Source organism: Streptomyces sp. NPDC046335, from assembly GCF_055587985.1.
Map to the genome: position 1 here is coordinate 68,557 of NZ_JBVJFF010000010.1, position 12,549 is coordinate 81,105.

Annotated in this window: 11 protein-coding genes; 6 read left to right on the forward strand and 5 right to left on the reverse strand. The window is 70.7% G+C overall.

The window, feature by feature from the left end; all coding sequences use genetic code 11:
• Positions 1 to 119: 119 nt before the first annotated feature.
• Genes ACZ6JY_RS24825 through ACZ6JY_RS24835 form a run of 3 tightly spaced genes read right to left on the reverse strand, consistent with a single transcriptional unit; the run spans position 120 to position 3,366 of the window.
• A complete protein-coding gene (locus tag ACZ6JY_RS24825; protein WP_469199417.1) occupies positions 120 to 1,004 on the reverse strand; it encodes a sugar ABC transporter permease in 885 nt (294 codons plus the stop codon).
• 5 nt (positions 1,005 to 1,009) lie between these two features.
• Positions 1,010 to 2,056 carry a carbohydrate ABC transporter permease gene (locus ACZ6JY_RS24830; RefSeq protein ID WP_469198926.1) on the reverse strand — a complete coding sequence of 349 codons (1,047 nt, stop codon included), beginning with the start codon at positions 2,054 to 2,056 and terminating at the stop codon, positions 1,010 to 1,012.
• A 38-nt stretch (positions 2,057 to 2,094) separates the two neighbouring features.
• Positions 2,095 to 3,366 carry an extracellular solute-binding protein gene (locus tag ACZ6JY_RS24835; protein ID WP_469198928.1) on the reverse strand — a complete coding sequence of 424 codons (1,272 nt, stop codon included), beginning with the start codon at positions 3,364 to 3,366 and terminating at the stop codon, positions 2,095 to 2,097.
• Between the two features lie 348 nt (positions 3,367 to 3,714).
• On the opposite strand from ACZ6JY_RS24835, the gene ACZ6JY_RS24840 reads away from it, so the two are divergent.
• The gene (locus ACZ6JY_RS24840; RefSeq protein WP_469198930.1) at positions 3,715 to 4,752 is read left to right on the forward strand and encodes a LacI family DNA-binding transcriptional regulator; all 1,038 of its coding nucleotides are present in this window, start codon (positions 3,715 to 3,717) and stop codon (positions 4,750 to 4,752) included.
• Here the strand turns inward: ACZ6JY_RS24840 and rfbB are convergent.
• Together rfbB and ACZ6JY_RS24850 are read right to left on the reverse strand one after the other, a co-directional pair.
• Positions 4,749 to 5,780, reverse strand: a complete 1,032-nt coding sequence (gene rfbB, locus ACZ6JY_RS24845; protein WP_469198932.1) for a dTDP-glucose 4,6-dehydratase — start codon at positions 5,778 to 5,780, stop codon at positions 4,749 to 4,751. The two genes, ACZ6JY_RS24840 and rfbB, sit on opposite strands and share 4 nt — an antisense overlap.
• A complete protein-coding gene (locus ACZ6JY_RS24850) occupies positions 5,777 to 6,844 on the reverse strand; it encodes a glucose-1-phosphate thymidylyltransferase (protein WP_469198934.1) in 1,068 nt (355 codons plus the stop codon). The genes rfbB and ACZ6JY_RS24850 overlap by 4 nt, the downstream gene beginning before the upstream one ends.
• Before the next feature lie 248 nt (positions 6,845 to 7,092).
• Between ACZ6JY_RS24850 and ACZ6JY_RS24855 the strand changes: the two genes are divergently transcribed.
• The 5 genes from ACZ6JY_RS24855 to ACZ6JY_RS24875 are packed head-to-tail and all read left to right on the forward strand — an operon-like array spanning position 7,093 to position 12,548.
• Complete coding sequence (locus ACZ6JY_RS24855; RefSeq protein ID WP_469198936.1) at positions 7,093 to 8,388, forward strand: aspartate aminotransferase family protein; 1,296 nt, start codon at positions 7,093 to 7,095, stop codon at positions 8,386 to 8,388.
• Positions 8,385 to 9,452: an ABC transporter ATP-binding protein gene (locus tag ACZ6JY_RS24860; protein WP_469198938.1), complete on the forward strand. Its 1,068-nt coding sequence runs from the start codon at positions 8,385 to 8,387 to the stop codon at positions 9,450 to 9,452. Before ACZ6JY_RS24855 ends, ACZ6JY_RS24860 begins: the two co-directional genes overlap by 4 nt.
• Entirely contained in the window at positions 9,449 to 10,264 is an 816-nt protein-coding gene (locus ACZ6JY_RS24865) for an ABC transporter permease (protein WP_469198940.1), read from the forward strand. The genes ACZ6JY_RS24860 and ACZ6JY_RS24865 overlap by 4 nt, the downstream gene beginning before the upstream one ends.
• Complete coding sequence (locus ACZ6JY_RS24870; RefSeq protein WP_469198942.1) at positions 10,261 to 11,061, forward strand: ABC transporter permease; 801 nt, start codon at positions 10,261 to 10,263, stop codon at positions 11,059 to 11,061. Before ACZ6JY_RS24865 ends, ACZ6JY_RS24870 begins: the two co-directional genes overlap by 4 nt.
• A gap of 8 nt (positions 11,062 to 11,069) precedes the next feature.
• Positions 11,070 to 12,548, forward strand: a complete 1,479-nt coding sequence (locus tag ACZ6JY_RS24875; RefSeq protein WP_469198944.1) for a hypothetical protein — start codon at positions 11,070 to 11,072, stop codon at positions 12,546 to 12,548.
• Position 12,549: the final 1 nt, after the last annotated feature.

Genomic DNA, 12,549 nt, shown 5'->3' on the forward strand with positions numbered 1-12,549 from the left:
AAAGGATCGGCAGCCGAGGGATCAACGGCCGAAAGGACGGTGGCCGAAGGGGTCGACGGCCGAAAGGGTCGGTGGCCGAGGGGTCGGCGGCCGGCGGGATCGGTGGTCGGCGGTGTCGGTCAGGACTTTGTCGCGCCGGCCGTGAGCCCGCCGACGAGGTGGCGCTGGACGAAGCCGAAGATCACCGCGGCGGGGACCGCGACGATCACCGCGGCGGCCGTCAGCGAGCCCCAGTCGCTGGTGTACTGGTTGACAAAGGTCTGCAGACCGCCGGCGAGGGTGAGGTTCTCCTCGCCGGTCATGAAGGCGGACGCGTAGGCGACCTCGGCCCAGCCGGTGATGAAGCTGTAGAAGCCGGTGACGGCGAGCCCCGGCTTGGCCAGCGGCACGATGAGCCGCCAGAAGGTGCCGAACGGGTTGAGGCCGTCCACCCGCCCCGCCTCGTCGATCTCCACCGGGATCGTGTCGAAGTACCCCTTCATCATCCAGGCGCAGAACGGCACCGCGATCGTCAGGTAGGTGACGACGAGGCCGATGGGCTGGTTGAGCAGGCCCAGGTTGGCGAGGAGGTTGTAGAGCGGCACGATGAGCACCGCGACGGGGAACATCTGGGTGATCAGCAGCAGCCACATCAGCGGCCGCATGCCGGGGAACTTGAAGCGGCTGACGGCGTAACCGGTGGTGGCGGAGATGAAGACGCCGATGACGGTGGTCAGGCCGACGACGAACAGGGAGTTTCCGACCCAGCTCACGAACTCGGTGTCGTTGATGACGTGGTCGTAGTTGCCGAGCGTGAAGTCCTTCACCACGGCGGTGGAGAACGCCTCGCTCTGCGGCTTGAACGAGGTGATCAGCAGCCACAGCGGCGGCAGGACCGCGATGGCGGCGGCGATGACCAGGGTCACGTGGAGCCCCACGGAGGCCAGCGGCCCGCGCTCGCCGCGCGGTCTGACCTTCGGCTTCGGCTCGCTCCTGGACGTGTTCCCCGTCGGTCGGTTCGTCACGGTCGTCACCAGACTTCTCCCTGCTTGCGGAGCGCGCGGCGGTAGACCACCGCGAAGAGCGAAAGGAGCAGCAGAATGATCACGCCCCAGGCCGCGGAGCCCGCGAAGTCGCGGGGGCTCACGACGAAGGAGAGCCGGTAGGCGTACGTCACCAGGATCTCGGTGGCGTCTCCTGGGCCGCCCCGGGTGAGCAGGAAGATCACCGGGAACATGTTGAAGGTCCAGATGCTGCTGATGAGGATCACCGTGCTGCTGACGGACCGCAGGCCGGGCAGGGTGATGTGCCGGAAGCGCTGCCAGGGGCTCGCGCCGTCCATCTCGGCGGCCTCGTACAGCTCGCCCGGGATGGACTGGAGGCCGCCGAGCATGGCGACCAGCATGAACGGCACGCCCAGCCAGACGTTGACGGTGATCACCGAGATCTTGGCCCACATGGGGTCGTTCAGCCACGGGACGGCGTCGATGCCGCCGCCGGCCAGGAGCTTGTTGAGGATGCCGTTCTTCTCGTTGAAGATCAGCCGCCAGGTGAACACGGAGACGAAGGCGGGCACCGCCCAGGGCAGGATCAGCGCCATCCGGTAGAAGGAGCGCCCCGCCAGCTTGCGGTTGAGCATGTTCGCCAGGGCCAGGCCGAGCGCGAAGGACAGCGCGACACAGGAGACGGTCCAGATGACCGTCCAGGTCAGCCGGTCCCAGAAGACGCCGTCGGAGAGGACCGCGGTGTAGTTGTCGAGGCCGACCGACGTGTACGTCGCCGGGATGTGGTTGACGCCGATGGTGCGCTCGACGTTCGCCTCGTTGGCGTCGGTCGTGGACAGGTAGAGGCCGCGCACCAGCGGATAGCCGATGATCACGCCGATCACGGTGATCACGGGGGCGACCATGGCCCAGGCGTACCAGTGGGTGGACATCGCCCGGCGCAGGCGCCCGGGGCTCTTGCCGGTCCGGTGGTTCTTGCCGGTCCGGTCGGTCTTGCCGGTCAGGTGGCCGCGGCCGCGGATGCCCGTGGCATCCGCGGCCTTCGCCACCGACTGGCCGCTCTCGACAGCCATGAGGCGGTCAGCCCTCCTCTTCTTCCCGTTCCCGCTGCTTACTTGTAGTCCTTGAGGAGCTTGCGGTAGGCGTCACCGACGCCGTCCGCGGCGCCCTGCGGCGATGCCTTGCCGCTGAGCACCTTGCCCATCTGGAGGCGGATCGGCTCGAAGAGGGAGTTGGCCTGCGGGATCCACGGGCGCTCCACGGACTTGTCCACGGCCGGCTTGAAGAACTGCACCATCTGGTTGTTCTTGACGGACTTCTCGTCGTAGACCGACTTGCGGGTGGGCAGCAGGCTGAGCTTCTCGGTGGTCTGCTGCTGCACCTTGGCGGAGCTCATGTACTTGATGAACTCGTAGCTCGCGTCGAGGTTGCCGGAGCCCGCGTAGGCGGCGAGGTTCCAGCCACCCTGCGGGGCCGCCTGCCGGTCACTGCCGCCGGGGACGGGGGCGACACCGAGGTTGCCCTTGTCCGCCTTGAACTCCTTGCCCTGCATGGCGCCCTCGATGGACCACGGGCCGTCGATGGCCATGGCGACCTCGCCGTCCTTGAAGGCGTTCAGCTGGTTGTTGTAGCCGTCGCTCGCGTCGGTGGTGGCGGCCTTGGAGTCGACCAGGTCCTTCATCACCTCGAACGCGGCGACACCCTCGGGGTCGTCGGCGGTGATCTTCTTGTTCTTGGTGTCGAGGAGGTCGCCGCCCTCTCCGTAGAGGTACGGGAGGTAGTAGTACGGGTCGTCGCCGCGCAGGTAGAGACCGGTCTTGCCGGTCTTCGACTTGATCTTCTTCGCGGCGGCCTTCACCTCTTGGAAGGTGGCGGGCACCGGGACACCGGCCTTCTTGAGCATCTTCTTGTTGTAGAAGAGCGCCAGGGTGTCGATGGTCTGCGGGACCGCGTAGGTCTTGCCCTTGAACTTGGTGCTTGCCGCCGCCTGCGGGAGGTAGTCGTCCGGCTTGTCCAGCGCGGCGGTGCCCTCCAGCGGGGCGAGGTAGCCGAGGTTGGCGAAGTCCGCGACCCAGGCGACCTCGGTGCGCATCACGTCGGGGGCGCCGGAGTTGCCGCCGGCGGCGTTCTTGAACTTGGCGTTGGCCTCGCCGAACGCGACGCTCACGTAGTTGACCTTGACGTCGGGGTGGAGCTTCTCGAAGCCCTTGGCGAGCTTCTCGTAGGTCCCCTTCTCCGCGTCGTTCGAGGTGTCCCAGAACGTGACGGTGCCGGAGAGCTTGCCCGAGCTCTTCTTGCCGCTGTCACCGTCGTCACCACCGCACGCTGCCGCCGTCAAGGTCAGGGCCGCGACCAGCGCGGTGGCCCCTATGCCACGCCGCATGTGAACTCCTTCAACTGAACCCGAGAACAAGGGGAGGCGGCATCTCGGCGAGAGGCGCCTCCGGTGAGCCGCACTGGACGCGGCGCCGGGTTGCCAGGGAACGTAACAGGATTGAAAAGCCTCCGAAAGACCTTGCGAGAAATTTCTGCAAGCGTTGGTCATTGTTACCGCTGCGTGTCCTTACGGTTGCCATCGAGGCGCTTGACACGGCCCTGAGGTGGGTGGCATTCGCCGTGGACTCCGCTTCCAAGGCTGCAAGTTTCTTGCATGAACGTGAGCTTGCTGAAAGGTTGCACGTTCTTGCGGGTCCGGTGTGAAAGCGGGCTGATGACAGGTACAGTCCAGTCCATGACCGCACGGCTCGTCGACATCGCAGCGCAGGCGGGCGTCAGCGAAGCCACCGTGAGCCGGGTACTCAACGGCAAGCCCGGTGTCGCGGCGGCCACCCGGGAATCCGTCCTCGCGGCGCTCGACGTGCTCGGCTTCGACCGGCCCTCACGGCTGCGGCAGCGCAGCAGCGCCGGCCTCGTCGGCCTGATCACACCCGATCTGGACAATCCGATCTTCCCCGCCCTCGCGCAGGTCATCGGCCAGGCCCTGACCCGCCAGGGCTACACGCCCGTGCTCGCCACCCAGACCCCCGGCGGCTCCACCGAGGACGAGCTGACCGAGATGCTGGTGGACCGCGGCGTCTCCGGGATCATCTTCGTCTCCGGACTGCACGCCGACACCACCGCCGACATGGAGCGGTACGAGGTGCTGCGCGGCAAGGGTGTGCCCTACGTCCTGGTGAACGGCTTCTCCGCCAAGGTGCGGGCGCCATTCGTCTCCACCGACGACCGGGCCGCGGCGCGACTCGCCGTCACCCACCTGGCCTCGCTCGGCCACACCCGCATCGGCCTCGCGGTGGGCCCCCGGCGGTTCGTGCCCGTACTGCGCAAGATCGAGGGCTTCCAGCTCGGCATGCGCGAGCGCCTCGGCATGACGGCCGATGCCTCCGCGGAGCTGATCGCGCACTCCCTCTACAGCCTGGAGGGCGGCCAGGCCGCGGCGGACACGCTGATCGGCCGGGGCTGCACCGCGATCGTGTGCGCCAGCGACATGATGGCGCTCGGCGCGGTCCGTGCCGCCCGCGAGCGTGGCCTCGACGTGCCCCGCGACATCTCGGTGGTCGGCTACGACGACTCCCCGCTCATCGCCTTCACCGATCCCCCGCTGACCACCATCCGCCAGCCCGTCCAGGCGATGGGCCAGGCCGCGGTCCGCACGCTCCTGGAGGAGATCGGCGGCACCCCCGCCCCGCACAGCGAGTTCGTCTTCCTGCCGGAGCTGGTCGTACGCGACTCGACCGCGTCGGGGCGGCGGGAGGACCGTCGCACCGCCTAACAGCGGGCCGGCAGCAGCGGCTGCCACCAGGCGCGGTTCTCGCGGTACCAGCGCACGGTACGGGCCAGGGCCTCGTCGAAGTCGGCCCGCGGGTGGTAGCCGAGCTCCGTGCTGATCTTGGTGTGGTCCACGGCGTAGCGCCGGTCGTGGCCCTTGCGGTCGGTGACGTGGGTGATGCGGGCCGGGTCGGCGCCGCACAGGGCGAGCAGCCGGTGGGTCAGCTCCAGGTTGGTCAGGGAGGTGCCGCCGCCGATGTTGTACACCTCGCCGGGCCGCCCTCCGGTGCGCACCAGCTCCAGGCCGCGCACATGGTCCTCCGTGTGCAGCCAGTCCCGTATCTGGAGCCCGTCGCCGTACAGCGGCACGCTCTCCCCGTCGAGCAGGGCTGCGAGGAAGCGCGGGATGAGCTTCTCCGGGTGCTGGTGGGCGCCGAAGTTGTTGGAGCAGCGGGTGACCCTGACATCGAGGCCGTGGGTGCGGTGGTGGGCGAGGGCGATGAGGTCGGATGCCGCCTTCGACGCCGCGTAGGGCGAGTTGGGCGCGAGCGGGGACTCCTCGGTGGCCGCGCCGTGCGGCAGTGAGCCGTACACCTCGTCGGTGGAGACGTGCAGGAAGGGGCTCACGCCGTGCCGCAGTGCGGCGTCGAGCAGCGTCTGCGTGCCGAGCACGTTGGTGCGGGTGAAGTCGGCGCCGCCCGCGATGGAGCGGTCCACGTGGGACTCCGCGGCGAAGTGCACGATCTGCCCGTGGCCGGCCACCAGCGCGTCGACCAGTTCCGCGTCGCAGACGCTGCCGTGCACGAAGGTGAACCGGGGGTCGTCGCGCACCGCCGCGAGCCGGGTGAGGCTGCCCGCGTACGTGAGGCTGTCGAGGACGGTCACCGCCGCGCCCGGGCCGCCGGGCCCGAGCAGCGTACGGACGTAGGCGGAGCCGATGAAGCCCGCGCCGCCGGTGACGAGGATGCGGGAGCCGCGGCCGGTGCCCGCGGTCCGGGGGCCGGCGGCGTGCGCCGGGACATTGCCGGTCATGAGGTGAGCTGCACTCTGCTGTGGTCTCCGATGACGAGCCGGTGGGCGCCGGGAAGACGGGGCGCGGGGGACACCGCGGCGCCCCGGCCGATCAGGGAGGTCTCGATGCGGGAGGCCCCCTCGACCTGCGCGCCGCGCAGCAGTACGGAGTGCGCGATGGCGCTGTCCTCGATCCGGCAGTCCTCGGCGATGGATGTGTAGGGGCCGATGCTGCTGTTGCTGACGACGGTACCGGCGCCGATCACCACCGGGCCGACCACGTGGGAGCCGCGTATGACGGCGCCCTCGGCGACCCGCACCCTGCCGACGAGGGTGCTGTGCGCGTCGACCTTGCCCTCGACGAGGCCCGTCATGCCGTCGAGCACCTGCCGGTTGACCTCAAGGAGGTCTTCGACGCTGCCCGTGTCGCGCCAGGGCCGCTCGGTGGTCTCGGCGGACACGCGCATGCCCTGTTCGATCAGCCACTGCACGGCGTCGGTGATCTCCAGCTCGCCGCGTCCCGATGGGCTGATGGCCCGGACCGCGGTGTGGATCTGCGGGCCGAAGGCGTAGACGCCGATGAGGGCGAGGTCGCTGCGTGGCCGGTCCGGTTTCTCCTCCAGTCGCAGGACGTCGCCGTGCTCGTCGAGTTCGGCCACGCCGAAGGCCGTGGGGTCCGCCACCGGGGTGAGCAGCAGCCGGGCCGCGCTCCCCTCGGTCTCGGCGCGCCGGACGAATCCGGTGAGGCCCTCTTGCAGGTAGTTGTCGCCGAGGTAGAGCAGGAAGTCGTCGTCGGCGAGGAACTCCCTGGCGAGCAGCACCGCGTGGGCGAGGCCCAGTGGTCTTTCCTGGTGCAGATAGGTGATCCGCAGCCCGAACCGGGCGCCGTCGGCGACGGCTTCGCGGATTTCCGTGCCGTGCCGGCCGACCACGATCGCGGTCTCGGTGATCCCGGCCGCGGCGATGGCCTCCAGACCGTAGAAGAGCACGGGTTTGTTGGCGATGGGCAGCAGTTGCTTGGCGCTGGTGAAGGTGAACGGCCGCAGTCGGCTGCCCGTTCCGCCCGCCAGGACCAGAGCCTTCAAGGAAGCCGCCCGCTCTGCGGGGCGGCAAGGGGGTGCGTGTCCACGGTTCCCTCCTCGTACTCGAAGCGGCTCCATGACTCAAGCAGAGCCGACCCGATCGCCGCAAGGGCTGTCTGAAAGTTTCTGAAAGCTCTTGCCAAAGGCGTCGGCGGCTTGTTTGACTCGGTCCGTGTTCACCGGGGCACCGCTCAACTCGGGTCTCGGTAGACGCACTTGACGCACGATCGGAACCATGACTGGGGGCAGCAGTGACAGGTCACCGCCAGCGCGCACAGCTGGCCGGGGAGGCCGCCCACCTGGCGCCCGGCGCCTCGGAGGAAACCGCTCTGGGGCAGCGCGTCTTCGCGCACGGCCGAGGTACCGTGCTGACCGATCTGGACGGCGGGGACTACCTCGACTTCGCCGCGGGCACCCTCACGCAGTCGCTCGGCCACTGCCACCCGGAGGTCGTCGACGCGCTCACCACGCAGGCCGCCCGGCTGTGGAACGTGCACGACAGCGCGACCGAGGGTCGGGACGAACTCCTCGACCTGCTCGCCCGGTCGCTGCCCGAGCACCTGGACACGTACGCCTTCTTCTCCACCGGCGCCGAGGCCGTCGAGGCCGCGCTGCGCGTGGTGCAGGCGACCGCTCCCCCGGGCCGCAACCGGCTCGGCGCGCTCCGCCACGGCTTCCACGGCAAGACGATGGGCGCCCGGATGCTGGTGCACTGGGACATCGGCAACCAGGCCTTCGCCGGGAACAGCGTCCTCGGCTACTCGCCGTACTGCTACCGGTGCCCGCTCGACCTGGAGTACCCCTCGTGCGAGGTGCGCTGCGCCTCGCTGGTGCGCAAGCACATCGCCGAGAAGCCGAACGTCTCCGCGCTCGTCTTCGAACCGGTCCTCGGCGCGGCCGGCGTGATCGTCCCGCCGCCCGGTTACTGGGAGCAGATCGCGGAGGCCTGCCGCGCCAACGGCGTGCTGCTGGTCGCCGACGAGGTGCTGACCGGCGGCGGACGCACCGGCACCTTCCTCGCGAGCGAGGCCCTGGGCATCGAACCGGACCTGGTGGTCCTCTCCAAGGGCATGGCCAACGGCTTCCCCTTCGCGGTGCTCGCGGGCCGCGCCGGACTGCTGCGCTCACCCGACGCCGCGAAGGCCGGGTCGTACGCCTCCACCTACGCGAGCAACCCGCTCGGCATCGCCGCCGCGCGCGCCACGCTCGGCGTCATCGAACGCGACCGGCTCACCGAACGCGTACGGGAGTTGGGCGCGTCGCTCGACGAGCGGCTCCGCGCCCTGCGCGAGCGGTACGAGCAGCTCGGCGACGTCCGCGGGGCCGGGCTCCTGGCCGGGCTCGAATTCGTGACCGACAAGGAGAGCCGGACACCCGCTCCCGACATCGCCCGTGACGTCTACACGACCGCGCTCGACCTGGGCCTGCGGACCTCGGTCGGCGGGCACATCATCCGGCTCGCCCCGCCGTTCACGCTCACCGATGCCGAGCTCGACGACGGCGTGCGCATCCTGGCCGAGGCCATCGAGCGGGTGACGTCACCGTGACCGGCTCGGAACCCGTCATCGTCGCGGAGAACCTCACCAAGGAGTTCCGTATCGCCGAACGCGGCCCCGGTCTCCTCGGCGCGCTCTCCACCCTCTTCACCCGCGAGCACCGCATCATCCGCGCGGTGGACGGGGTCTCCTTCGAGATCCCCGCCGGTTCGAGGACCGCGTACATCGGGGCCAACGGAGCGGGGAAGTCCACCACCATCAAGATGCTGACCGGCATCATGACGCCCACCTCCGGGCGCTGTCTGGTCGCGGGCATCGAGCCCTACCGGGAGCGGCAGCGCAACGCCCGCTCCATCGGCGTCGTCTTCGGCCAGCGCAGCCAGCTGTGGTGGGACCTGTCGGTGCCCGACTCCTTCCGCATCCTGCGCCGGATCTACGACATCCCCGATCCTGTCTACCGCCGTAACCTGCGGCTCTACCGCGAACTGCTCGACATCGACGCCCTGGGCACCACGCCCGTACGGCAGTTGAGCCTCGGCCAGCGGATGCGCGCCGAGATCGCGGCGAGCCTGCTGCACGACCCGGCCGTCGTCTTCTGGGACGAACCCACCATCGGGCTCGACATGGTCCTCAAGGAGGCGGTGCGGGTCCTGGTCAACCGCGCCAACCGGGAGCTCGACACCACCGTCGTGCTCACCAGCCACGACATCGGTGACATCGCGGCGATCTGCGACAGCGCCCTGGTCGTCGACCGCGGCCGGGTCGTCCACCAGGGCACCATCCACGACCTGCTGCGCACCGCCGACCGGCGCAGCGTCACCTTCGACCACCGCGACCCGCTGCCCCTGCCCGCCGCCTGCGAGGAGATCGAGCGCGGGCTGCCCGGTGTGCGGGCGAGCGAGGACGACGGCGGGCGCATCCGGGTGGACTATCCGGTCGCGGCCTTCACCTCACGGCAGGTGCTCGCCTTCCTCCTGGACCGCTTCGACCTGGCGGACTGCTACGCCCCCGAGCCCGACCTGGAGGACGTCCTGCGGCGCGTCTACGAACGCGACGCCGACGAGAGCCGGTCCAAGGACGAGCAGGCCGCGCCCGCCGAAAGCGGTGCCGCATGAGTGTGGTGACCCGCACCCGCCGCTATGTGCCCTTCGCCACCGGCGGGCTCCAGTCGCTGCTCCAGTACCGCTCGATGTTCTTCGTCACCGGGGTCACCGCGGCGGCGGGGGCAGCCGTGACGGTCTTCCTGTGGCGGGCCGTGTACGCGGGCTCGCCCGGCGCCGGGCCCGGCGGGTTCACGTCGGCCGGCATCACCACGTACCTCCTGGTGGCGCAGGTGCTCCAGGTGCTTCACGCCAACCGCGTCGACGACGAGGTGGCCGCCGAGGTCTACCGCGGCGACGTGGCGGTGATGCTGGTGCGTCCGGTCAGCTATCCGCTGGTGCGGTTCGCCGCCTGTCTGCCGGTGGTGGCGGCCAACGCGCTGCTCGTCGGCGTCCCCGTCCTGCTGCTGTTCTCCTTCCTCGTCCCGATGACGGCGCCGACCGCCGGGGACGCCGCGCTGTTCGCCCTTTCCACGCTCCTGTCGGTGCTCATCGCCTTCTGCGTGAACCTGCTGACCGGCATGACCGGCTTCCTCACCACCAACACCTGGGGCGTGCGGATGCTCAAGCAGAGCGTGGTCGCGTTCTTCGCCGGACAGCTCGTGCCGATCGCGCTGATGCCGGGCCCCCTGGCGGCCGTCGCCATGGCGCTGCCGTTCAGAGGCATGGTCGACGGCCCGCTGACCCTGCTCCTCGGGCGGTACGAGGGGGTCGCGGGAGCCCTCGGGGTGCTGGCCCAGCAGGCGGGCTGGGTCGTGGTCCTCGCGGGTCTGTCCACGGTGCTGTGGCGCGCCGCCACCGGACGCCTGGAGGTGCTCGGCGGATGACGCGCACGGCTCTGCGGTACATCCGCCTCTCCTTCTTCCTCGGCGGCGTCGGCCTGCACCGCCTTGCCGCCTACCGGCTCGACTTCGTGCTCGGCGCCGGGGCGTTCCTGGTGCGCGTCGGCATCCAGACGGCCGTGGTGGGGCTGGTCTTCCGCCAGGTGCCCTCGGTGGGCGGCTGGTCGTACCACGAGGTGCTCTTCCTGCTCGGCTTCTCCCTGCTGCCGCGCGGCCTGGACCACCTCTTCACCGACCAGCTCTGGGAGCTGGGCCGCAAGCTGGTGCAGCGCGGTGAGTTCTACCGCTACCTCATCCGGCCGGTGAACCCGCTGTTCTCCCTGCTGTCCGAGCGCTTCTTCCACCCCGACGGGCTCGGCGAGCTGATCGTCGGCGTAGTGCTCGTGACCTGGGCGGGCAGTGAACTCGGCCTGGACCCGACGGCATTGCAGTGGGCGCTCGCGCCGCTGCTGGTGCTCTGCGGCGCGCTGATCCACACCGCCGTGAAGCTGTTCTTCGCCTCGCTGTCCTTCTGGACCGTGACGAGCCTGCCCGCGATGTACGCCGCCACACAGGTGTCGGAGTTCGCCTCCTACCCGCTGGACATCTACCACTCCTCGCTGCGCTCCCTGCTGACCTGGGTGCTGCCCTTCGCCTTCACCTCGTACGTGCCCTGCGTCTACCTCCTGACGGGTGACACGGGCCTCTTGGTGTGGCTGCCCGTGGTGACGGCGGGGGCGGTGCTCACGGCCCTCGCCGTGTGGCGGCGCGGCATCAACCGATTCGACATGACCGGGAGTTGAGACGCCGCATGATCCGCGACGAAGACCTCGAACCGCTGCTGCGCACCGCGCCCTGGATGTCCGAGGACGGCCGCATGGCCGACCGCTACGAACGCGTCGACCACGCGGTGCTCGGCTCGGCCGCGCTGCTCCTGGTGGTCGCCGCGGTCGGCGGCCCCGCGCACGGGCAGCGGTTCTTCCTGCCCGTGCGCCCCGGCGGCACACGGGGCATCGAGGAGGCGCACGGCAGCACGGAGTTCGACGCCGCAGCCGTCGCCCGTGCCTGCTCCGGCGGGGAGCTGGTGACCGCGCGCGGCGGCACCGTACGCTTCCGCGGTGCGGGCGGGCCCGCGCCCGAGGTGCGCAGACTCCCCTTCGAGCAGGGCTGGTCCTCCAACGCCCTGTCCCTGGTGGACATCGCGGGGGTCCCGCACATCCACAAGACCTACCGCAGGCTCGACGACGCCGTACGCGAACCGGAGCTGCTGCGCCGCATGAGCGGCACCGGGCACACCCCCACGTGGGTCGGCGACTACACCTACACGGACCCGGTCACGGGCGACCGGCATCCGCTGGGCGTGATCTACCGCTACGCCCCCGGCGACGGCATCGACCTGCCGCTGCGGGAGAACCTGCGGTCGCTGTGGCCGCGTCTGACCGATGCCCGGCAGTCACCCGCCGACGTGGTGCGGCCCCATCTGCTGCCGCTTGAGGACCGGCTCCGCGCGGCCGGCAACTTCCTGCACGCCTTCCACCGCGACCTCGCGGCGCGGCTCGGCGGCCCCGCGCCCGCGGGGTATCCGGCGCGGGAGGCCCTGGCGCGGGCCGCCGAGCGGCGGACCGAACTCGCCCGGGCGCAGGTGGCCCTGCCCGAGCCCTCCTGGCGTGCCGCGTTCGCCGCCCTGGAGTCCGAAGTGGCCTCACTGGGCGCGGCGTTCGACGGCCTCGGCGAGGTGCCGGGGGCGGGCCCGTGCCACGGCGACCTCCACCTGTCCCACCTGCTGTGCGGGCCCGGCGCCGTCACCGGCTGGCGGATGAGCGTGATCGACCTCTCCACGCCGGCGCTCGGCCCCGACGAGCCGGGCTGGGCCGCGCAGTCGCCCCTCCAGGACCTCGTCGCCGTGGAGCGCGCCCTGGAGTACTTCGCGGCCGACGAGGCGGCGTTCGAGAGCGCCCGGCGCCTCGGCGTGGACTCCCTGGAGACGATGCGCGGCGCCCTGGACGGCGCCCCCGGCTGGGCCGACGCGGACCGGGCCGTCCTCGGCCAGGTGTTCCGCACGGCCGACCTGTGGCGCGAGCGCGTGCTGCGGCTGCTGCTCGGCCCGGCCGCCGACAGCCCGCTGCGGCGCCTGCTGTACCTGCGGCGGCTGCTGCACGAGCTCGCCTACAACTGCGCCCACGCCCGCCCCTACCACGCCGCGATCGACCTGCGCCACGCCCTGACGCTGGGCGGCGCGCGCACCCCCGCCCTCCATCCCGCCTCCGCTTCTACCTCCGCGAGGACGTGAC

Excerpts from the sequence above, each read along its gene's own strand:
- ACZ6JY_RS24840 (WP_469198930.1), top strand. The coding sequence starts at position 3,715 with ATGACCGCACGGCTCGTCGACATCGCAGCGCAGGCGGGCGTCAGCGAA.
- ACZ6JY_RS24865 (WP_469198940.1), top strand. The coding sequence starts at position 9,449 with ATGAGTGTGGTGACCCGCACCCGCCGCTATGTGCCCTTCGCCACCGGC.
- ACZ6JY_RS24830 (WP_469198926.1), bottom strand. The coding sequence starts at position 2,056 with ATGGCTGTCGAGAGCGGCCAGTCGGTGGCGAAGGCCGCGGATGCCACG.
- ACZ6JY_RS24835 (WP_469198928.1), bottom strand. The coding sequence starts at position 3,366 with ATGCGGCGTGGCATAGGGGCCACCGCGCTGGTCGCGGCCCTGACCTTG.
- rfbB (WP_469198932.1), bottom strand. The coding sequence starts at position 5,780 with ATGACCGGCAATGTCCCGGCGCACGCCGCCGGCCCCCGGACCGCGGGC.
- ACZ6JY_RS24870 (WP_469198942.1), top strand. The coding sequence starts at position 10,261 with ATGACGCGCACGGCTCTGCGGTACATCCGCCTCTCCTTCTTCCTCGGC.
- ACZ6JY_RS24875 (WP_469198944.1), top strand. The coding sequence starts at position 11,070 with ATGATCCGCGACGAAGACCTCGAACCGCTGCTGCGCACCGCGCCCTGG.